We start from the raw sequence: 20927 nt of genomic DNA on the forward strand, positions 1-20927 counted from the left end.
GCACGAGGCCCGGCGGGCGCGGGCCGGGCCAGAGGCCAGGCCGCCTCCGGCGCGGGGCCAGGCCGGGGCCGAAACCGTCTCGGACGCGGGACCGAGTGGGCGCGAGACCGGGCCGGGACCAGGCCGCGTCGGGGCCGAGACCGGGCCGGGGCAGACCGCATCATGCGCGGGATCAAGCCGGGCGGGGCCAGGCCGGGGCCGAAACCGTCTCGGACGCGGGAGTAAGTGGGCGCGAGACCGGGCCGGGGCAGACCGCATCATGCGCGGGACCAGGCCGGGCGGGACCGGGTCACGGGGTCACGGGCAAACCGCCTCCCGCGCGGGGTCAGGCCGGGGCCTGCCGCCTCGGGCGTGAGACCGCCGGCGCGAGACCAGGTCGGGGCGCGACCGGGTCAGGGATCGGACAGCGTCCGGCGCGAGACCGGTCACGACGCGTGGGTTCGAGTCAGGCGCGGGAGTGTTCCGGTGGGTTTCAGACGCCCAGGGTGCGGGCGAGTTCCGTGCCCGCGCGGGCGATCTCGGTGTCCTGCTCCTTCAGCAGGGAGCGGACGGCGCCGCGCCGGGCGTGGACGGCCTGGCGGGCGGCGCGCTCCCATGCCACGGGGTTCTCCCGGTGGTTGAGGAGCTTGGGGTAGGCGCTGGCGGTGTGCTCCCACTGCCGGGCCTCGGCGATGCTGGCGAGCAGCCGGATGATCTGGGGGCGGCAGGTGACCTGCGGCGACTGGGCCAGCTCCCAGAGGAAGGGGACGGTGGCGGCCGTCGCCTGCTCGACCACGAAGCCGTACTGGCAGATGCGCTTGCGCAGTTCGCGCAGTGCGGCCGTGGCGGTGTCGGCGCTGCCGTGCGCGATGTCTTCGAGCAGTCCGGGGATGGCGTCGGCGCAGCCGGTGGAGTCCTGGATCTCGTGCCACGGCACCTCGTCGAGCGCCCCCAGGTGCGGCTGGTGGTCGGTGCGCTCGGTGCCTGGCTGTCCCGTCGAAGCGGTGCGCATGGCGTGGGGCCTTTCCGCAGTGGTCATGGCAGTAACGAACAGGTGGTCGACAGCCTGGCCCAGACGGTCTTGCCCACCGGGAGGCACGGGGTCCAGCCCCACTCCTCGGACAGGGCGTCGACGATGAACAGGCCGCGGCCGTGCTCTTCCAGGGCGAAGGTGCCGTGAGGCGCGTACACCGGCGGGGTGTCGCCGGGGTCGGAGACGGCGAGCGTCAGGTGGTCGCCGCCGCGGCTCAGGCCGAGCCAGACCTCCGGGTCGTCCGCCGGAGCCTGCGGCACCGCGTGGACGACGGCGTTGGCGGCGAGTTCGGTGACCACGAGGGCGGCGTCGTCGCCGCGGTGGTCCAGCGACCACTCCCGCAGCGTGTCCTGGGTGAACGCCCGCGCCTGGGCCACGCCCTCCTCGCTGGTCATGATGCGCAGCGCGGCGGACACGGGTCGGGCCGCACCTCCTCCGGCCGGCTCCGGCGCCACCGCGCCGAATGACCGAGAGGTGTGATGCACGGGTGACGGCACGGCATCTCCCTGATGCGACGTCATGACGGCGCGTCTCCCCATGGGTTGACGCGGGGTCTATTATCCACGCCGAAGACGCTCGCGTGCAATTGCACGAGAAATTGCGCGCTTTTCCGGGTAGACAGCCGCGCCGTGGGCAGACACCACTGCGAGCCCACCGGCACCACGGACCCCCCAAGGAGAGGCAGATGTCACCTGTACCGAACGGAGTGCGGGCCAGCACGCTCGACGCGCGCTGGGTCAAGAGCCGGCACAGCAACGCCGAGGGCAACTGCGTGGAAGTGGCCCCGCTCCCGGACGGGGCGATCGCGCTGCGCAACTCCCGCGACCCCGACGGCCCCGCCCTCGTCTACACGCCGGCCGAGGTGGCGGCCTTCCTCGCCGGGGCGAAGGACGGGGAGTTCGACCACCTGGTCTGAACGGCGTGCGGCGCACACGCCCCCGCTCACGTCCGTTCCCGCGCCCACGCCCGGCCACCGGCCTGCGGCAGCGGCGTGCGGCGCCAGGTCAACGCCCTGTGATCTCCCGGCATATCGGGTACGAAGGGGTGCGGCTGCGCTACGCTGTTCTCCTCTTCTGCCTGTCTGCCGGGAGTCGGGATGTCCGCCGAGTCACCACGTGTGGTGCGCCTTCGGCCCTATCTGGACCGGGCCGAACCAGCGCCGACCCTGCTGAAGATGCTCGTCGGCGTCCAGCTGGCGGGTCTGCGCGAGGATGCCGGACTGGCCCAGGACCAGGCGGCGCGCGCTCTGGGGTTCAGCCCCGCGAAGCTGTCACGGATCGAGGCGGGCAAGGGCCGCAAGCCACCCGCCGAGGCGGACGTGCGCGCACTGCTGAAGCTGTACGAGGCCGACGAGCACGAGGCCACCGTCCTGCTCGAACTGCTCCGCAGGGCCGGTGAGCCGGGCTGGTGGCAGCGGTACGACAAGCGGCTGATGCCCGAGTGGTTCGACCGGCTGGTCGGGCTCCAGGAGGCGGCCGCCGCGATCCGTACGTTCGAGATCCAGTACGTGCCCGGCCTGCTCCAGACTCCCGCGTACACGCACGCGGTGGTCCGCCGCGGACTCCCGGTCGCGCCGGAGAACGAGGTCCGCCGGCGGGTGGAACTGCGCACCCGGCGGGCGCAGTTGCTGCACCGGCCGGACGCGCCGCAGCTGTGGGCGATCGTCGACGAGTCGGTGCTGCTGCGGATCCTCGGCAGTCCCGCGGTCATGCGGGAGCAGCTGACGCATCTGATCGAGATGGCGCAGCGTCCGCATGTGACGGTGCAGGTGGTCCCGTTGGACGTGACGAACGCGTCGGCGCCCGCCATCCCGGTCACGTATCTCCGCTTCGGCGGTCTCGATCTGCCGGACGTCGTCTATCTGGAACACATCGGCAGCGCCAACTTCCTTGAGGACCCGGACGATACGGAGCAGTACCGGGTGGCGATGGACCGGCTGGCCGACGAGGCGCTGACGCCGCGCGAATCGCTGGCGCTGATGCGCGAGACGATGGAGAAGCGCTACCCGGCCGAGTGACCGCCGGGCACCGTCCGGTGTCGTGACTGCGCCCGGGCCGACGCGTGCCCGGGCGGTCCCTTCCCCGCCGTACGGCGGGGCTGCCCTGGTGGCTACGGCTTGCGGGCGACGCCGCCGAACTCGATCCACTCGTGGGTGAGCTGACGGGGCGCCACCTCCGAGTCGGGGCGCCAGTTCGACACCTCGACGAGGCCCGGTGGCAGGATCTCCAGGCCCTCGAACCACTCGGCGACGTCCTTCTGCTCACGGACCCGGCCCCAGTGTCCCTGGGTCGCCTCGTCCATGAAGTTCGTCACGAACTCGCGGACTTCGGGGTCGTCGCTGACGAGCTGGCACATCACCAGGAAGCTGCCGGGCGCGAGGCGGTCGAGGACGCGGTGGACGACGGCGAGCGGGCCGTCGGTGTCGCTGTCCGGGATGCAGTGGAAGACCGAGTTGAACAGCACCGCGACCGGCTGGTCGAAGTCGATCAGACGCTGGGTGTCGGGGTGCTCGAAGATCGCCTCGGTCCGGCGCATGTCGGCGTGGATGACGGCGGTGCGCTCGTCCTGCTCGAGCAGTGCGCGGCCGTGGACGAGGACCATCGGGTCGTTGTCGACGTAGACGACGTGGGCGCTGGGGTCGTGGCGCTGGGCGACCTGGTGGACGTTGTCCTGGGTCGGCAGGCCGGAACCGTGGTCGAGGAACTGCCGGATGCCGTGCTCGGCGGTGAGCGTGCGCACCACGCGCTGGAGGAAGCGCCGGTTGTTCTGCGCGAGCCGGCGGGTGCTCGGAACCACCTTGTCCAGCTGCTCGCACGCCTCGCGGTCCGCCGCGTAGTTGTCCTTGCCGCCGAGGTAGTAGTCGTACATCCGGGCAGCCGTCGGGACGTTCGCGTCGATCTCCGTGGACAGCTGCTTACCGTTGCTCATGGTTCCCCCAGCTTCATGCCGAGCCGCCTGTCTTCACAGGCTGCACATCCTAGGGATCCGTGGGTCACGGATGCCAGTGCGAGGCGGAAACAGCCGGAAGGTGACCCGGTGCGGACCACCTTCCCAAGGGCCGTGGTCCGCTTACGAGTTCAGGTACTCCTCGACGCCGGGCGCCGCGTGCGCGTCCTCCGCGATCACCAGGCCGCCGACCGCCTTGGCGTCCGGCTTCAGGACGTATGTCTCCACACTGGCCGGGCGGTCGACGTCGGAGAAGTCCTGCGGGGTGCCGAGGCCGGTGTCGGCGTTCTTCTGGGAGCGGTGGGTCTTCACCACGTCCTCGCGGGCCAGGCTGCCCGCCTCGCAGGCCTTCTTCAGGTCGGCGCCGAGGAGTTGGGCGGCGTTGTAGCCGGAGAGCACACCGGAGTCGACCGGGGAGCCTGGGTACTTCTTCTCGTACGCGGACACCATCTTCTTCACGCCGGGCAGCTCCGAACTGACCGCCGGGGCGGCGCTGACGACGTTCAGCATGGCCTCCAGGGCCTTCGCCGCCGGGGTCTTCATCAGCTGCGGGGCGAAGCCGGGGGCGCTGCTGACGATGGGGACCCGCAGGCCGCGCGAGGCGGCGACCCCGGCGAGGGAGGCCGTCTGGGCGGGGCCCGCGCTGATCAGGACGGCCTTGACGCCGGCCTCGCGCAGGGCGGAGACCTGCGCGGACAGGTCGGTGTCGGTGGCCTTGATCTTCTGGTCGACGATCTTCAGTCCCGCGCGTTTCGCGGCCCAGGTGGAGCCTTCCAGGGCGTTGGCGCCGTAGTCGCCCTCGAAGTAGACGTGGCCGATGGTGTCGGCCTTCTTCAGTCCCTTGGTGCGGGTCAGGAAGTCGACGGCGGCGATCATGTCGACGTCGTAAGTGGTACCCAGCACCTGGACGGGGTCCTTGCCGAGCAGGGAGGCGGCCCAGGCCTGCGGGAAGGTCAGCAGGTTGTCGCGCTCGATGTCGTCGATGAGGGCGGCGACCACCGGGGAGCCGATGACCTGGGGCAGCGCGACGACGTCGGCGGAGAGGTCGGCGTAGGCGGTGACGGCCTTCTGCACGTCGTAGCCGTGGTCCTCGACGACGATCTCGATCTTGCGGCCGCAGATGCCGCCGGCGGCGTTGGTCTCGTCGGCCCACATCTGCTGGGCCTGGACGATGCTCTTGCCGAGGGTGGCGTAGGGGCCGGTGAGGTCGGTCAGGGCGCCCAGCCGGATGCGGTCGTCGGTGACGCCGGGGCCGGTCTTCACGCCGTCGGCGGAGTCGCCGGGCTTGTCGCCGTCGGCCTTGGAGCTGCACCCGGTGCCCGCGATCAGCAGGGCCGCGAGGGCCGAGGCGAGGAGGGTCTTCGTCGTGGTGCGGGAGGTGTTCACGGGGTCTGCTCCTTGGGTCGTGCGGGTGCGGCGGACGGGGTGGTCGCGGGGTCTGCTGTCGAGCGGCGGGCTGCGGCGCGGGCACGCAGCCGGCGGGCGAGTCCGTGCAGGCCGTCGGGGGCGTACAGGAGGATGAGGACGATGGCGGCGCCGTAGAGGTAGCGGGCGGCCTCGGTGGGGCCGACGGCTCCCTCGGTGCTGCCGGGGGCGGCCACCAGCGGCAGATGGTCGGCGTACCGGGTCATCAGCAGCGGCAGCGCGGTGACGAAGACGGCGCCGGCGGTGGCTCCGGCGACCGAGCCGAGCCCGCCGATGACGATCATGGCGAGGTAGTCGACGGAGAGGGCGAGCCCGAAGTAGTCGGGGACGATCCGGCGGAAGCCGAGTGCCAGCAGCGCTCCCGCGAGGCCCGCGTACATCGAGGAGACGACGAAGGCGGCCGAGCGGTAGCGGGCCACGTCGACGCCCATGACGGCGGCGGCGGTCTCGCTGTCGCGGACGGCGACCAGGGCGCGGCCGGGGCGGCCGCGCAGGATGCCGCGGGCGGTGAACCAGGTCAGCGCGAACAGGGCGAGCCCGAGGTACCACAGGCGTTCCTCGGCGCCGAACGGCACGCCCAGCACGACGAGTTCGGGGTCGGTGTCGGCGAAGGTGAAGCCGCCGAGGGTGAGCGGCGGGACCGAGCGGCCGTTGAAGCCGCCGGTGACGGAGTCCGCGGTGAGCAGGACGTGGTGGCCGAGGAAGACCAGGGCGAGGGTGGCGACGCCCAGGTAGATGCCCTTGACGCGGCCGGCGACGGGGCTGAACAGGCCGCCCGCGGCGCCGGCCAGGAGGACGGCGAGGACCAGGGCGAGCGCGGGCGGCAGGCCGGGGCCGGGTTCGCCGGCCAGCCAGGCGTAGCCGTAGGCGCCGACGGCGAGGAAGAAGGCGTGGCCGAGGGAGAGCTGCCCGGCCGTGCCCGCGAGCAGCCCGAGGCCGACGGCGCCGATGGCCGCGGCCATGGCGAACAGGCCGACGCGCAGCCAGAAGGCGTCCAGGTAGAAGGGCAGGGCGGCGAGGAGCAGCGCGGGCAGCAGGAACCCGCCGCGCTTGAGGAGGTCAGACACGGACCGCTCCCTTCCCGCCGAACAGCCCGGTGGGCCGTACGAGGAGGACGAGCACCATCACGGCGTAGGGGGCGACGTCGCCGAAGCCCTCGCCGAGGACGTGCAGTTCGGACTGGTAGCCGGCGACCAGGGCCTCGGTCAGGCCGATGAGCAGGCTGCCGGCGAGGGCGCCGGGCGGGGAGGCCATGCCGCCGAGGATCGCGGCGGGGAAGGCCTTCAGGGCGATCTGCCCGGTGGTGCGTTCCAGGCCGGGGGCCGGGAAGGCGGCGAGGAACACGGCGGCGAGCGCGGCGAGCGCCCCCGCGAGGCACCAGGCGAGCATGCGCACGCGGGTGAGGCGTACGCCCATCAGGGCCGCCGCCTCCAGGTCCTCCGAGGCGGCGCGCAGGGACAGGCCCCACGCGGTGTACCGGAACAGGGCGAACACTCCGCCGATGACGACGGCGGACACGGCGATCGCGGCGAGGCGGCTGTCGGCGACGGTCACCGGGCCGATCTCGGTGACCGCGTCCCCCCAGGGGTCGCCGAGGGTGAGCAGGTCGCCGCCGATGCGCCGGGCGAGGTCGGTGACGAGGACGATGTCGACGCCGATGGTCACGATCGTCTGCACGTGCGCGGCCCCGGGGTCGCGGTCGCCGCCGCGCAGCAGCAGCCGGTCCATGGCACCGGCCACGAGCGCCGTGACCAGGAGGGCGGCGGCGAGGGCGCCGGCGAAGCCGAGGTCGTCGTGGAGGACGGCGGTGAGGTAGCCGCCGAGCAGCAGCAGGGAGCCGTGGGCGAAGTTGAGCACGCCGGACGCCTTGAAGATGACGACGAAGCCGAGCGCGACCAGGGCGTAGACCGCGCCGAGCGCGAGGCCGTTGAGCAGGTGGTCCAGGAAGCCGGTCATGCCGCGTCCTCCCCCGTGTCGTCGGTGCCGAGGTAGGCGCGCAGCACCTCGGGGTCGCGCCGGACCTCCTCGGGGGTGCCGTGGGCGATGGCGCGGCCGAAGTCGAGGACGGTGACCTCGTCGGCGAGGCGCATGACCAGGCCCATGTCGTGCTCCACGAGGACGACGGACAGGCCGAGCCGTTCGCGTACGTCCCGGATGACGCCGGCCGTGCGGGCGCGTTCGGCGCCGTTCATGCCGGCCACGGGTTCGTCGAGGAGCAGCACGCGCGGCTCCAGGCACAGGGCGCGGGCGAACTCGACGCGCTTGCGGTCGCCGTAGGACAGCACCGCGACCGGGGTGTCGAAGAGGCCGCCCAGGCCGGTGAGTTCGGCGATCTCGCGGGCCCGTTCGCGGTGGGCGCGCTGCTCGCGTACGGCGCCGGGCAGGCGCAGGGCGCTGGCGGCGAAGCCCGCGCGGGTGAGGGCGTGACGGCCGAGCATCAGGTTGTCGCCGACGGTGCCCTCGGTGGTGACGATGTTCTGGAAGGTGCGGGCCACGCCGAGGCGGGCGATGCGGTGCGGGGCCAGCCGGGTCAGTTCGGTGCTGCCGAGCCGGACGGTGCCGGACGCGGGGCGGGTGAGGCCGGACAGCACGTTGAAGCAGGTGGACTTGCCCGCCCCGTTGGGTCCGATCACCGCGTGCACCGAGCCGGGGGCGACGGTGAAGGAGACGGCGTCGAGCGCGGTGAGACCGGTGAACCGGACGGTGACGTCCCGGACGGCCAGCTCGGGGGGCGGTGTGGTGCGGTCGCTCACGCGGCCCCCTGACCGTGTGCGGACGCGCTGTTGTGGTCGCTGCTGTGGTCACCGCCGTGGTCGTTGCCGTGGTCGTTGCCGTGGTTGCTGCCGTGGTCGCTGGCGTCGTCGGCCTCGCCGAGGTAGAGGCGGCGTACGGCGTCCGTGCGGGCGAGCTCGCCGGCGGGGCCGGACAGGCGGACCTCGCCGACCTCCAGGACGTACGCGTGGCGGGCGAGCGAGAGGGCCATGCCGGCGTTCTGCTCGACCAGCAGCACGGCGGTGCCCTGGGCGTTGATCTCGCGGATCACGTCGGCGATCCGGTTCACCATCAGCGGGGCGAGGCCGAGGGACGGCTCGTCCAGCAGGAGCAGGCGCGGGGCGGCCATCAGGGCGCGGCCGATGGCGAGCATCTGCTGTTCACCGCCGGAGAGCAGCCCGGCGGCCTGGCCGGTGCGTTCGGCGAGCCGGGGGAAGAGCGCGAAGACGCGGTCGCGGGACTCGCGGACCAGGGCGGGGCTGCGGCGGCCGAGGCCGAGCCCGCCGGTGCGCAGGTTCTCGTCGACCGTCAGACCGGCGAACACCCGCCTGCCCTCGGGGACCTGGACCACTCCGGCGCGGACGGCGGCGACGGGGTCGCGGCCGTCGAGCGCGGCGTCGCCGTAGCGGATCCGGCCGGCCGTGATCGTCCCGCGGTGCAGGCGCAGGGTGCCGGAGACCGCCCGCAGCAGCGTGGTCTTGCCGGCGCCGTTGGCACCCAGCAGCGCGACGACGCCGCCGTGCGGGACGGTCAGGGAGACCGAGCGGAGTGCGGACAGGGCACGGCCGTAGGTGACGTCGAGATCCTCGACGTGCAGCGCGGGCTCGTCGTCCGGTGGGCTTTCAGGCATCGCGGCTCCTCGGACCCGTGCCGCGCGGGCACGGGTGTTCGGGGGAAGGGGAGCTCACGACAGCACGGGCGCCGCAGGCCGGTACAGGGTTCTCGGGGTGGTGGGTGCGCGGTCCCAGCCGGGGGGCCTTCGGGTTGTGCGGGTGCCCAGGGGGTGGGGAGTCCGGACGCACGGGAAGGGCCGGGCTCCGGTGCGCGGGAAGCGGCGGGGTCCGGCCCTTGAGGGGGTACGGCGGTGGCGCGAGCAGCCCGGACGGCCGGTCGAGGGGGTGGCGCCGAGGGCGGCAGGTGGTGCGGCGGTCAGTCGTGGAGGAGGCGGCGTGCCGTCAGGGCCAGGCTGATCTCGACCAGGTCGGAGGGGCGGGCCAGGGAACGTCCGGTGAGCTGTTCGAAGCGGCGCAGGCGGTTCAGGACGGTGTTGCGGTGGCAGTACAGGCGCTCGCCCGCCCGTTGCGCGGAGCCGTCGCAGGACAGCCAGGTGGCCAGGGTGGCGAGCAGGATCTCGCGGTCGGCGGGGTCCACGCGCTCCAGCGGGCCGAGGACCCGGTCGGCGAGGGTGGCGCCGAGTTCGGGTGACGACACGACGAGGGCCGCGGGCAGGTGCTCGGCGAGCCGGATGGTGCCGCCGTCGGCGGGGCACATCCGCAGCGCGGTGTCGGCGAGCCGGCGGGCCTCGCCGACGGCGGCCAGTCCGTCCACCGGGCCGCTCACGCCGATCCTGGTCCCGGGGTCGCCGGTGGGCTCCGGCAGGTTCCGGGCGGCGCGCGGGTCACGCGGGCCGACGCCGCTGGTGCCGGTGCCGGTGCGGGTGCCGGCGGCGTGGGTGTTGACGCGAGCGTGGGTTCGGCCGTCGCCGCGACCGTTGGCGCCGCCGTGGCCGTCTCCGTCGCCGCGGCCGTCACCGTGGCCCTCGCCCTCGCCGTCGCCGTCGCCGTCGCCGAGCAGGACGATGCCGTAGTCCACGTCGACGCCCGCGTGCCAGTGGACGCGCGCCCCGCCCCGGACGACGGCCGCGCCGCGGGCGCCGCCGAGGCCCCCGTCGGCGACCGCGACCACCACGTACCGGCCGTGCTCCGGCATCTCCAGCGCCCGCGCGGTCTCCGGCAGGTCGGCGATCCGGCTGGTGCCGTCGAGCAGGGCGGCGGCCAGCAGCCGGACCTGGTTCTCGCGCCGCCAGGTCAGCTGCCGTTCGACCTGCCGGTAGGCGTCGGTGACGATCGTGCAGTGCTCGTCGACGAAGTTCCACACGTCGGTCGCGACGTGGACGAGCAGCCGGACGTCCTCGGGCGCCCGCCGCGAGGTCTCCTCGACCAGCCCCTGCCACACCAGGGATCCGCCGAGCCGGAACGCGTGCAGTACGGCGTCCAGGGGCAGGCCCTGCTCGGCGCGGGTGGCGCCGATCCGCCAGGAGCAGCGGCGCGCGCCGTCGCGGGCGCCGCGCGGGTCGAGCAGCGAGGCCACGCTGTGCCGCAGCGAGCGGTGCATCTCCTGCCAGACGCCGGCCGGATCGCTCTCCACGGCGGCCCGGTAGGCGGGTTCCTGGTCCTGGACGACGGCCATCAGCCGGTCGGTCAGGTCGGCCAGGTCGTCCATCAGCACGCGCGCGGCGCGGTGCAGGACGCGGATGGCCTCGGCGTCGATCAGCGACCGGACGCGCCGGGTGCGCGGCTGCGGCGCGGCGGTCGCCGCCGGGCGGGGCGCCGCCGTTCGGGTCCGTACGGCAGGGTGCATCGCGGTCCTCCCCCAGGGTCGGGCTTCGCGGCGGCGCCGGGTGCCGGGCCGGTTCCCCCTGGCCCGTGCGGCGGCGACCGCCTGACTCGTCCTGCCCGGAAGGATGACATACCGTCCGGTCGGTCCCTAGAGCTGTGCACGGGTCTTTTCGGCCCGTTCGACCAGTCGGGCCAGTTCCACCCGGGACCGTACCCCGAGGGCGGCGAACACATTGCGGAGGTGGTAGTCGACGGTGCGGGTGCTCACGGACAGGCTTCGGGCCACCTCCCGGTTGGTCGCGCCCTGGGCGACGCACCGGGCGATCCGCCACTGCTGCGGGGTCAGCCGGGCCAGCGCGTCCGGCCCCGGTACGGTCCCGCCCGGCACCGTGACGGTCGCGGCGGCCCCGTTCGCCCGCAGCTCGGCGCGCGTCTGCTCGGCCCAGACGTGGGCGCCGCAGCGGTCGAAGCCGACCAGTGCGGCGCCGAGCCGGTCCCGGGCCTCCCGCGGCCTTCGGCGCCGCCGCAGCCACTTGCCGTACAGCAGCTCTGTGCGGGCCCGTTCGAAGTCGCCGCCCGCCTGCTCGTGCAGCGCCAGGGCCCGTACGTACAGGTCGCCGGCCCGGTCCGGCGGAGCCAGCAGGGCGTGGCAGCGCAGCAGCTGGGCGGGGGCCTGCGGGTCGGCGCCGAAACCGGCCCAGGCGGCGAAGTCCGCCACGACGTGCCGGGCGTCATCGGCGCGGCCGGCCCGCACGGCGGCCTCGACGAAGCAGGGGACGGCCAGCATCCACACCGCGAAGTGCCCGCGCCGGGGCCCGGGGCACACCAGCGGGCCGAGCCGGTCCGCCGCCTCCAGGGGGCGGCCGCGGCCCAGGTCGGCGCGCGCCGCCGCCCACTGGGCGAGGGTGGCGGGCTGGGCCAGCCCGTGCGCGCGGGCCGTCGCCAGGGCGGCGCTGACATGCCCGTCGACGGTGGCGCCCTCGCCCTCGATGGACGCCGCCAAGGCGAGTACGGCGTGATGGTGGGCCGCGGTGTTGCGCTGCCCGGTGCGCCGCGCGGTCCGCAGTCCCTCCTCGGCGTGCGTCCTGGCCTGGGCGTGCCGGCCGGCGCGCAGTTCGGCGTACGCCAGGTATTCCAGGGCCCGCGGGACGAGCGTGGCCGAGCCCCGGATCCGGGCCGCGGCCAGCGCCCGCGCGCCCGCCTCCGCCGCGGCCGGCATGTCCCCCAGGACCAGTGCGGCGGCCGCCGCCCGCAGCAGGTCCTCCGGCTCCGCGGCCGTGCGGGCGCGGCCCACGACGCGGCGCAGCGGGACGGTGGCCAGGTCGAGACGCCCGTCGAGGAGAGCGGCGAGACCGACGCGGTAGTCGTCGTCACCGCCCGCGCCGCACAGCGCCTCCCGCAGCGCCGGCAGATCGCCGCCGGCCCAGGCCGCGTCGGCGGCGGCGAGCGCGGCGGACACCGCCTGAGCCGGCGCGACGGGCCCGAGGAGCGAGGCAGCGGACAGCAGCGACGCCCGCGCATCGGCGACGGGACCGTCGAGCAGCTGAGCCAGCCCGCGCACCATCTCGGCACGACCACGGACGAGGTCGACGGGGGCGTGGGTGGGTTGGGGGTGGTGGGTGCGGTGGGGGGCTGGGGTGGTGGGGGGTGGGGCTTGGGGGGTGTGGTCGGCGGTCTGGGTCGTCTGGTCCGGCACCTGATCGCCGTGGCCCGGTGCCTGAGCGGTTTGGCTCGGTGCCTGGGCGGCATGGCTTGACGCCTGAGCGGCATGGCTCGGCGCCTGATCGCGGTGGCGTGGTAGCTGGAGGGCGTTGCCCGGTGCCTGGGCGACATGGCCCGGCTGGTGGCCGGTGGGGCCCGGCGCCGGGGCGGCGGCGACCGGCGTCTGAACGGTACGGCCCGGTGCCTGAGCAGCAGGACCGGCCGTCCGGCCGGTGCGGGTGGACGCTTGGGCATTGCGGCCGGGCGCCTGGCCGGCCTGGGCCGGCACCTGGTGGGTGCCATCCGGCACCTGATCGCCGTAGTGCGATGCCTGACCGGTTGGCGCCGCTTCCTGACCGGTTGAGGCCGGCTCCTGGCCGACGAGCGCCGGTTTCTGACCGGCTGGGGCTGGTGTCTGACCGGCGAGGTCGGTCGCCTGGGGGGCGCGACCGGTCGCCTGGGCGGCGTGGCCGGTCGCCTGGGCGGCGTGACTGCGCACCAGGCCGGGCTCGACGCCCTCCTGCTCAGCGTGCCCGCTCAGCAAGTCGACTTGGCCACTCAGCAAGTCGGCGCCCCCGGACAGCAAGTCGGCGCGCCCGCCCGGCAAGTCCACGTGGACGGACAGCAAGTCCGCGCGCCCGCTCAGCGCTTCCACGTGGCCGGACAGCAAGTCCACGTCGCCGGGCAGCAGGACGGGAGCCGGGTCGTGGTCGGCCTCCGCGAGCAGGCGGAGGGCCTGGCGGGGGCGGCCGGCGAGCAATTCCTGTTCCGCTGCGGCCGTGTACCGCTCGCGGCGCGTCAAGCCGGGCGGGGTGAGTTCCGCTGCGCGCCCGAGGGCCGTGGCGCGCAGCCGGTGCGTGGGCGCGCCGGCAGCCGCCGCCGCGAGCCGGGCCGCTCGCTCGGGGGCCGGCCCGGTGACGGCCCACGCCTCGTGCAGGAGGGCGGGCAGTTCCTGCCCCTGCCCGCGCAGTACTTGGGCGAGGGCGAGGTGCGCCGCGCGGCGGCGGTCGGGGGTGGCTCTGGAGTAGACGACTCTGCGGGCGAGGGGGCACGCGAAGCGGAGGCGGCCGTCGGAGAGGAGCAGGATGTCCGGGAGGACTGAGCCGCCGTCGGGCAGGGACGCGGCCTCCTGAGACGCCGGAGCAGCTCGCGGAGCCGGGGCCTCGGCGAAGGCGAGGCCGCCGGGTCGGACCGGTATTCCAGGCATGGCTTGCGCCCCGGGCGGTGCGGCAAAGTCCGAAGGCCGGCATTCCCGGGCGGCGGCCCGGATGACGGCGGCGTCCGTCTCCGTCCGTTCCGTGCCCCGTAAGGCGGCGGCCGTGAGGAGCAACAGATCCTCGACGGCGGGGGTCGGGGCGGCGGGCCACTCCCCCGTGACGCCGGTCAGGGTCCGGGTGTCGGCGAGCGGCCAAGGTGGGTCCTGGTCACCGGAGAGCTGGGCGGGGGTGAGCCGGCGGACCATCGCGAGCAGCAGCGCCGGGTTGCCGTCGGCCTCTTCCAGCAGGTCGTCGCGCAGGGCGGGATCGACGGCGCCGCCGGTCACCTCGTCGAGCAGCGCGCCGGCGGCCGACGAGGGCAGGGGGTGCAGCTGCAGGGCGGGCAGTCCGGCGAAGTCCCGGTCGGCCGGTCCGGGGCCGACGGCGGTGAGGAGGAGGCCGACCCGCCCGGCGCCGGAGAGACGGCGGGCGGCGTGGGCGAGGGCGGTGCGCGACGGGGTGTCCCACAGGTGGACGTCGTCCAGGCACACCAGGAGGGGGCCGTCCCCGGCGGCGGCGCGGAAGGCGTCCAGCAGGACGCGAGGCGCGGTCCGTGGGTCGAGGGCGCCGGCGGGCGGGTGCCCCGCGGCCGCGGTGAGCGCGCGGACGCCGCCGTACGGCCGGGGATCGGCCGCGTCGCAGCGGACGTACAGCACCGGTCCGGCCTGGAAGGCGCGGGCGGCTTCGTCGAGGAGGGTCGTACGGCCGAGTCCGGGCTCGCCGGTCAGGACGAGCACGGCGCTGCCGGTCCGCAGCCGGTCCGGCAGCGCGGCCAGTTGGTGCCGTTCCGCGCCTCGCCCGTGGATCGGCGGGGCCGTCGGCACGGTCGTGTGTGCGGTCATCCCCGCAGGTTACGTGCGAGTAACGGCAGGCGGAAGGCGGACGTCCGCCTCCGGCCGGGCGTCTGTGCCGACGCCCAAGCGGCGGACCCGCGACGCGGTGCGCCCGCACAACGGCCACACAGGCTACGGTCATACAGGTCTACGGCCACGCCGGCACACGCCCCCAGCCCACACACGTCCCCACCGGCACACGCCCACGGCGGCCGCGTCGGGTACGCGACCGCCGTGGTGCCGCGATGCGCGGCGAGGTGCGGGAGATTCAGGAAGTTCAGGACGTGTGCGGGCAGTTGCCCCGGTATTCCTCGATGGTCAGGCTCGGACGCGGCAGCGGGCACAGGAACTGCTCGTAGCGGGTGTCGTTGTCGATGAACCGCTTGAGCCAGCTGATGCTGTACTTCGCGATCGTCGTGTCGTTGCTGTTGGGCGTGAAGTGGCTGGCGTTGTTCAGCTCCAGGTAGGCCTTGTCCAGCGACGACGGCAGGTTCTGGTAGAAGGGCTCGGCGTGGCTGGAGACCGGGGCGATCGTGTCGCCGTCGGCGCCGAAGATCAGGGTGGGCGTCCTGACCTCGGGCCAGGTCTTGTCCAGGTTCCACGGCGTCAGCGGGATCGCGGCCTGCAGGGAGGGCCGGTCCTTCGCGGCCTCCAGGCTGCCGCCGCCGCCCATCGAGTGGCCCATCACGCCGAGGCGGGTTGCGTCGACCCGGCTGCGCACGGAGCTGCGCTGGGTCAGGTAGTCCAGCGCGGCGAGCAGCTGGTCGCCGCGGGAGTCCGGCTGGTCCATGGTGGTGTTGGTGTCGATGGTGAACACCACGAAGCCCTGGGAGGCCAGGCGCGGGCCCAGCCAGGCGATGGAGGACTCGTACGCGGTGAAGCCGGGCGAGATCGCCACGGCGCCGAAGGTGCCGTCCGCGGTGGTGGTCGGGTAGTAGATGGTGCCGCCGCCGAAACCGGTGACGGCCAGCGAGGAGACGGAGGTCTGCGAGACGGCGTACGGGCCGCGCAGCGCCTCGATGCTCGCGTTGGTCGGCGCCGGGCCGCGCTCGTAGGGGTTGTCGGCGGCGTGGGCGCCGGTGCCGCTGAGGGTGCTGAGTCCGACCAGTGCCGCGGTCGCGGCGGCGAGTCCGGTGAGGCGGCCGGTGCGGCGGCGCCGGCGGGGGGCTGGGGAGTCGGCGTGGTGCTGCGCATGCTGCTGCACGTCGAGTCGTCCTCTCTGTCGTGCATCTGTGGGGTGTGGGGTTCGCCGCCGGAGCGGCTCGCTCACTGTCAGGGCGGCACGGCACAGAGGGCACCGGCAAAATCACCGGCCTCCTGCCCCACGCGGACCCGGACCGGACCGGACCGCGCTCGGACAACCGGCTTGCGCGGGCGGCCGGTCGGTATGGCAGGCTCGGTGCGGCCGGGCGCGCGGGATGCGACCGAAGCCTGCCCGGCACCGAAGGACACCCGACCGTAACCGATCGGCGCTGATCGGCACTGATCGACGCCGGTCGACGCCGGTCGACACCGACGAACACACTGATCCGACACCGTTTCGACACCGTGGAGGGGCGCCGTATGCGCATCGGACTGCTCGGGACCGGCCCGTGGGCGCGGATGGCGTACGCACCCGCTCTGGCCGGGCACGACGGACTCGACTTCGCCGGTGTGTGGGGGCGGCGCCCGGACGCCGCGAAGGAACTCGCGGACCTGCACGGCGTACGCGCCTACGACGACGTGGACGCCCTCCTCGCCGACGTGGACGCGGTCGCCGTGGCCCTGCCGCCGGACGTGCAGGCGGAGCTGGCGGTGCGGGCGGCGCGCGCGGGCCGTCATCTGCTGCTGGACAAGCCGCTCGCCGTGACCCCGGAACGGGCCCGGGCGGTGGCCGAGGCCGTGCGGGAGGCGCGGGTGGCGTCGGTGGTCTTCTTCACCTCCCGCTTCCAGGCCGACACCGAGGCGTGGATCACGGAACAGGCGGGCACCGGCGGCTGGTTCACGGCGCGCGCCGAGTGGCTCGCCGCGCTGTTCAGCCCGGAGCCGGGCGGCGCCCCCGCCGGGGACAACCCGTTCGCGGCCTCCCCGTGGCGGCGGGAGAAGGGGGCGCTGTGGGACGTCGGCCCGCACGCTCTGTCCGTGCTGCTGCCCGTCCTCGGCGACGCCCGCCGGGTGACGGCGGCGGCCCCCGGCCCCGGGGACACCGCGCACCTGGTCCTCGAGCACACCGGCGGCGCGTCCAGCACGCTCACCCTCAGTCTCACCGCCCCGCCCGAGGCGGCGGGCGTGGGCGTGGAACTGCGGGGCTCGGCCGGCCTGGCCGTCCTCCCGGGCAGCTCCGAGGGAATCGTCCCCACCCTCACCCGCGCCGCGCACGCCCTGCGCGAGTCCGCCGACGGCGGCCGCCCCCACCCGTGCGACGCCGCCTTCGGCCTGCGCGTCACGGAAATCCTGGCCGAGGCGGAGGCCCTGCTGCGCCGCCCGTGATCCGGCCGGCCGTGTGGTCGGCCACCTCACTCCGCTCAGGCCGTCAGGCCGTCAGACTGTCAGGCCGCCGGTTCCTCGAACGGCTCGTCGCTCCACCGGAACCACGCCCGGTCGCCCTCGATATGCAGCAGGAAATCGGGCACCGGGCCGTCCGGTGAGCACAGCGACACGCGTCCGCGAATCTCGTCGTAGGCCTGCTCCCACGCGTCCACCAGCGCGTCCTCGTCCCGTTCCGCGAGCCGTTCGACCAGCTCCAGCTCGCGCCCGAACAGGTCACGGACGGTGTCGTCGTACGCCGGGCCGGGCGTGAACGTGCCCGACAGCCAGGGGAAGTCCGCGTCGTCGATCAGGATCTCCCCGACCCGCTCCTCCCCAGCACGCACCTGCCAGATCTCACCCTGGAACCCCACGTCCGCCCCCTCTGTCACCCTGTCACGCCGCGTCGAAGACCGTCACGCACAGCATGGCACCCGCCACTGACATCGCCCCGCGCGGCCGAGGCGAGAGGTCACATCGGGCTCCACGGCCGGTACGCCGGCCGCGACGGGAGCGGGCGGCCGGAGCCTGTGTTCGGGGCGCTCGCGGAGGGCGGGCCCCGGCGCTTCCGGATGCACTGCGCGCTCCCTGGGTGAATGGTGTTATCAGACCCGTTGCCAGCACCGGGGCCGAAACAACGAACCGGATCGAGGAGCGGAGATCATGTCGACGTCACATTCCGGCGCGTCCCGGCCGTCCCAGGACCGCGCCACCCCGGACAGCCTGCTCCACGCCCGCACCGGCACCGACGTGTCGCCGGAGGATTTGGTCCTGGCCTCCGGAAAGGACCTCACCCCCCGCAACCTGGAATGGGCCAAGCGCAAGCTGGCCCAGGAGGGGCCGGCGGCTCTCGACAAGCTGCTGCCTTGAGCCGGCCGCCCGGCACTTCCCGCCCCTGACGCGGGGCTGTCCCTCCGCGTCAGGGGGTCTCCTCTTCCACCGGTGACGTCATGTCGTCGTCGGTGATGTGCATCGCGGCCTCCTCGGCGCCCGCGGCGCCCCCGTCGATGCCCACGTCCCGGGCGACCTGCTCCCGCGTGGTGTCCGTGTGGACGCCTTCGTCGGGAGCGACCAGGCGTCCGGCGCGGGCGCCGCCCGCCTCGGGGTCGACGGGTTCGCCCTCGCCTCCCGGCAGGTCCCCGATGTCGTCCCCGGCGGTCTCCTGGGTGTCGGGCACTTCCTGGGCGAGCCGCTGGTCGAGACTCTCGCCGTCGTGCTGCTCGGCCGCCGTGATGCCGTGCTTGGTGACGCCGAGCGGCTTCTCCGGCGGGGAGTAGCCCTCGTCGAGGGTGTCGTCGTACGTCCGCTCGTCGACCGCGTCCTGCAGGTCGAGAGGTGCGGCGTCCTCCTGCTCCTCGTTGGTTCCGGTGGGCTGGTAGGCGTCGTCCGCCATGCCTTCCGGTCGCGTGCGGTCCGTCTCGCCCATGACTGCCTCCCTGTGGTGTCGCGGCTCGGGTCGTCGACCACGGTGGGTCGTCGTCCTCTCCGCGTTTCCCGATCACGCGGCCTCCAACCTGGTGGTTCATGACACACCCGAGTGGCGGGAGGCCGCGCCGCGTGCCGGGGCGTGCCGAACCTGCCGCGAACGGGCCCCGACACGCGCACGGTCCCGCGACACGCGAACGGGCCCCGACACGCGAACGGGCCCCGACACGCGAACGGGCCCCGGCACGCGAACGGGCCCCGGCACGCAGCCGGGACCCACTCAACCCTCGCCCGACCGGGACCCATCCAGCCCTCGCCCGACCGGGACCCATGTAACCCTCGCCCGGCCGGAGCCGTCCGCGCCCTTCCCGCCGGTTCAGGCCCCGCTCTGCTTGGCCGCCGCCGTCATCCACTCCCGCGCCCACGGCTCCCCACGCTCCCACGCGGTGCGCACGGCGTCCGAGAACGCCCGTTCCCGGGCGTCCGCGTCGGCCGGGTGCTCCTCCTTCAAGCGGGCCCGGAGGTCCAGCACGTACTGGGCGGTGAGCGGAGAGAGGCCGTACTGACGTGCCAGCTCGGGCACCGACGATTCACTGATCATGCCCGGTCAACGAACCGGCGGGCACTTCAGGTACGCGAGGCGGCGCTCAGACCGGCGTTCGGCCCGTCCGGGCGGGTGCGGCGCTGCTCGGTCATCTGCCGGCTCAGCTCCGCCGTCTCCGCCTCCGGCAGCCGCTCGAAGCCGTCCTCGGTGATGACCGCGACGACCGGGAAGATGCGCCGGCCGATGTCGGGTCCGCCGGTCGCCGAGTCGTCGTCGGCCGCGTCCCACAGCGCCTGGAGCGCGGCGAGGGCGGACTCGCGGCGGGACATGCCGGGCCGGTACAGCTTCTTCAGCGCCCCGCGGGCGTACGGCGATCCGGAGCCCTCCGCGTGGAAGCCGGTCTTCTCGTAGGTGCCGCCGGCGACGTCGAAGCCGAAGATGCGGCCGCGTCCGTCCGCGTAGCCGGCCAGCAGCGGGACGACGGCGAGCCCTTGCATGGCCTGGCCGAGGTTCTGCCGCAGCATCCCGGACAGCCGGGCCGCCTTGGCGCTGAGGCTCATCGGGGTGCCCTCGATCTTCTCGAAGTGGGTCAGCTCGACCTGGTACAGCCTCACCATGTCCAGGGCGAGCCCGACCGTGCCGGCGAAGGCGACGGCGGTGTGGTCGTCGGCGGGATGGACCTTCTCCAGGTCGCGCTGGGCGATGAGGTTGCCCATCGTGGCCCTGCGGTCGCCCGCGATCAGCACGCCGTCGCGGTAGGCGAGGGCGAGCACGGTGGTGCCGTGCGGGGCGGTGCCGGGGGCGGCGCGCACACCGGCCGGCATCGGGCTGCGGGTCGGCAGCAGTCCGGGGCGGTGGGCCGCCAGGAACTCGGTGAAGGACGCGGTCCCCGGGGTGAAGAACTCCTCCGCCGGCCGGCCGCCCTCCGTCGCGTCGTACGCCATGCCACTCCCCCTCGCCCACGCCGTCCGCCCGACACCGGAGTCCTACCAGCGGCCGACGGCCCGGAAACACCTGTTCGCCTCACAGGGCCCGGCGCCGCACCAGCAACGCGAGGACCAGTAGGCCGGGGAGGAGGGGCAGCCAGACGGTGAGCAGCCGGTAGCCGAGCACGGCGGAGGCCGCGGCGGAGGCCGGGGCGCCGGCGGCGGCGAGGGCGAAGGCGAGCGCCGCGTCGAGCGAGCCGAGGCCGCCGGGGGTGGGCAGCAGGGCGGCGGCGCTGCTGGCGGCGAGGTAGACCAGGGCGACCCGGACGGGTGGCAGGGGCAGGGCGACGGCCTGGGTGACGGCGATCAGCGCGACGGCGTGCAGGACCACGAAGGCCAGCGACCCGCCCCACAGGGCCGCCGCCCGGTGCGGCCGGGCGTGCACCGCCCGCACGTCCCTGAGCACGGCGGCCGTCGCCCGGCGGCAGCGCGGCCACAGCCGTACGGCGGCCAGCAGCAGGGCCAGCGCCCCGGTGGCGCCGAGGAGCAGCGGGCCGGCGGCGGCCTGCGGCAACCGGAGGGCTCCGGGGCAGGCCAGCGCCAGGGCGGCGATGAGCACCGCGCGGACCACCGCCTGGGCCGTCGCCTTCACCGCGTACGCGGTCGCCGCGCCGGCCGCCGGGAGGCCGCAGCGCATCAGGAACCGCAGGTTCACGGCGCCCGCGCCGACCCCGGCGGGCAGCACCTGGTTGGCGGCGGAGGCGGCGAACTGGGTGGCGACGAGCCGCCCGGCGGGCAGCCCGCGCGTGACCGCGCCCTGCTGGGCGAGCGCCGAGCACACCCAGGTCGCGGTGACGGCGGTGGCGCCCACCAGCAGCCAGCCGTGGTCGGCGACGGCGAGCCGCCCGGCGGCGCTCTCCAGCACCGCCCAGTGGTGCCGGGCCAGCCACACCGCGGCGGCCGGCACGGCCAGGGCGAGCAGGGTCCGCCAGTACGTCCGGCGGCGGACGGGGGCCGCCGCGGG

20 protein-coding genes are annotated in these 20927 nt (G+C 74.7%); 4 read left to right on the forward strand and 16 right to left on the reverse strand.

Going from position 1 to position 20927, the window contains the following annotated elements; genetic code table 11:
• Nucleotides 1–472 precede the first annotated feature (472 nt).
• Both AB0K92_RS32035 and AB0K92_RS32040 read right to left on the reverse strand, forming a co-directional pair.
• Complete coding sequence (locus tag AB0K92_RS32035; protein WP_365928801.1) at nt 473–991, reverse strand: hypothetical protein; 519 nt, start codon at nt 989–991, stop codon at nt 473–475.
• Nucleotides 992–1014: 23 nt separating this feature from the next.
• Nucleotides 1015–1533, reverse strand: a complete 519-nt coding sequence (locus AB0K92_RS32040) for an ATP-binding protein (protein WP_365928769.1) — start codon at nt 1531–1533, stop codon at nt 1015–1017.
• A 164-nt stretch (nt 1534–1697) separates the two neighbouring features.
• Here AB0K92_RS32040 and AB0K92_RS32045 point away from each other — a divergent pair, with 164 nt between their 5' ends.
• A complete protein-coding gene (locus AB0K92_RS32045) occupies nt 1698–1928 on the forward strand; it encodes a DUF397 domain-containing protein (protein ID WP_166004256.1) in 231 nt (76 codons plus the stop codon).
• 180 nt (nt 1929–2108) lie between these two features.
• Nucleotides 2109–3029, forward strand: a complete 921-nt coding sequence (locus AB0K92_RS32050) for a helix-turn-helix transcriptional regulator (protein ID WP_365928771.1) — start codon at nt 2109–2111, stop codon at nt 3027–3029.
• Nucleotides 3030–3121: 92 nt separating this feature from the next.
• Here AB0K92_RS32050 and AB0K92_RS32055 read toward each other — a convergent pair whose 3' ends face one another.
• The 9 genes from AB0K92_RS32055 to AB0K92_RS32095 form a co-directional block, all read right to left on the reverse strand.
• The gene (locus AB0K92_RS32055; RefSeq protein ID WP_365928773.1) at nt 3122–3940 is read right to left on the reverse strand and encodes an SAM-dependent methyltransferase; all 819 of its coding nucleotides are present in this window, start codon (nt 3938–3940) and stop codon (nt 3122–3124) included.
• Nucleotides 3941–4081: 141 nt separating this feature from the next.
• Nucleotides 4082–5344: an ABC transporter substrate-binding protein gene (locus AB0K92_RS32060; protein WP_365928775.1), complete on the reverse strand. Its 1263-nt coding sequence runs from the start codon at nt 5342–5344 to the stop codon at nt 4082–4084.
• Nucleotides 5341–6450, reverse strand: a complete 1110-nt coding sequence (locus AB0K92_RS32065; RefSeq protein WP_365928777.1) for a branched-chain amino acid ABC transporter permease — start codon at nt 6448–6450, stop codon at nt 5341–5343. The genes AB0K92_RS32060 and AB0K92_RS32065 overlap by 4 nt, the downstream gene beginning before the upstream one ends.
• A complete protein-coding gene (locus AB0K92_RS32070; RefSeq protein WP_365928779.1) occupies nt 6443–7339 on the reverse strand; it encodes a branched-chain amino acid ABC transporter permease in 897 nt (298 codons plus the stop codon). Before AB0K92_RS32070 ends, AB0K92_RS32065 begins: the two co-directional genes overlap by 8 nt.
• Nucleotides 7336–8136 carry an ABC transporter ATP-binding protein gene (locus AB0K92_RS32075; protein WP_365928781.1) on the reverse strand — a complete coding sequence of 267 codons (801 nt, stop codon included), beginning with the start codon at nt 8134–8136 and terminating at the stop codon, nt 7336–7338. The genes AB0K92_RS32070 and AB0K92_RS32075 overlap by 4 nt, the downstream gene beginning before the upstream one ends.
• Nucleotides 8133–9005, reverse strand: a complete 873-nt coding sequence (locus AB0K92_RS32080) for an ABC transporter ATP-binding protein (protein WP_365928783.1) — start codon at nt 9003–9005, stop codon at nt 8133–8135. The genes AB0K92_RS32075 and AB0K92_RS32080 overlap by 4 nt, the downstream gene beginning before the upstream one ends.
• 299 nt (nt 9006–9304) lie before the next feature.
• Nucleotides 9305–10735: a helix-turn-helix domain-containing protein gene (locus AB0K92_RS32085; RefSeq protein ID WP_365928785.1), complete on the reverse strand. Its 1431-nt coding sequence runs from the start codon at nt 10733–10735 to the stop codon at nt 9305–9307.
• A 126-nt stretch (nt 10736–10861) separates the two neighbouring features.
• A complete protein-coding gene (locus tag AB0K92_RS32090; RefSeq protein WP_365928787.1) occupies nt 10862–14512 on the reverse strand; it encodes a LuxR C-terminal-related transcriptional regulator in 3651 nt (1216 codons plus the stop codon).
• Between the two features lie 268 nt (nt 14513–14780).
• Entirely contained in the window at nt 14781–15707 is a 927-nt protein-coding gene (locus AB0K92_RS32095; protein WP_166004241.1) for a dienelactone hydrolase family protein, read from the reverse strand.
• Nucleotides 15708–16066: 359 nt separating this feature from the next.
• Between AB0K92_RS32095 and AB0K92_RS32100 the strand changes: the two genes are divergently transcribed.
• Nucleotides 16067–16972 (forward strand): Gfo/Idh/MocA family oxidoreductase, encoded by a 906-nt coding sequence (locus AB0K92_RS32100; RefSeq protein WP_365928789.1) that lies wholly within the window; start codon nt 16067–16069, stop codon nt 16970–16972.
• Nucleotides 16973–17031: 59 nt separating this feature from the next.
• Here AB0K92_RS32100 and AB0K92_RS32105 read toward each other — a convergent pair whose 3' ends face one another.
• A complete protein-coding gene (locus AB0K92_RS32105; protein WP_365928791.1) occupies nt 17032–17382 on the reverse strand; it encodes a hypothetical protein in 351 nt (116 codons plus the stop codon).
• 289 nt (nt 17383–17671) lie between these two features.
• Between AB0K92_RS32105 and AB0K92_RS32110 the strand changes: the two genes are divergently transcribed.
• Nucleotides 17672–17878: a hypothetical protein gene (locus AB0K92_RS32110; RefSeq protein WP_166004236.1), complete on the forward strand. Its 207-nt coding sequence runs from the start codon at nt 17672–17674 to the stop codon at nt 17876–17878.
• A 49-nt stretch (nt 17879–17927) separates the two neighbouring features.
• Here AB0K92_RS32110 and AB0K92_RS32115 read toward each other — a convergent pair whose 3' ends face one another.
• The 4 genes from AB0K92_RS32115 to AB0K92_RS32130 form a co-directional block, all read right to left on the reverse strand.
• Entirely contained in the window at nt 17928–18434 is a 507-nt protein-coding gene (locus AB0K92_RS32115; protein ID WP_365928793.1) for a DUF5709 domain-containing protein, read from the reverse strand.
• A 375-nt stretch (nt 18435–18809) separates the two neighbouring features.
• Nucleotides 18810–19034 carry a hypothetical protein gene (locus AB0K92_RS32120; protein ID WP_365928795.1) on the reverse strand — a complete coding sequence of 75 codons (225 nt, stop codon included), beginning with the start codon at nt 19032–19034 and terminating at the stop codon, nt 18810–18812.
• A 26-nt stretch (nt 19035–19060) separates the two neighbouring features.
• Complete coding sequence (gene prcB / locus AB0K92_RS32125) at nt 19061–19921, reverse strand: proteasome subunit beta (protein ID WP_365928797.1); 861 nt, start codon at nt 19919–19921, stop codon at nt 19061–19063.
• Nucleotides 19922–20000: 79 nt separating this feature from the next.
• Nucleotides 20001–20927 (reverse strand): lysylphosphatidylglycerol synthase domain-containing protein (locus AB0K92_RS32130; RefSeq protein WP_365928799.1); only part of this gene is annotated, 927 nt, incomplete at its 5' end.

It is taken from the genome of Streptomyces sp. NPDC052687, assembly GCF_040678395.1.
GTDB lineage: Bacteria > Actinomycetota > Actinomycetes > Streptomycetales > Streptomycetaceae > Streptomyces.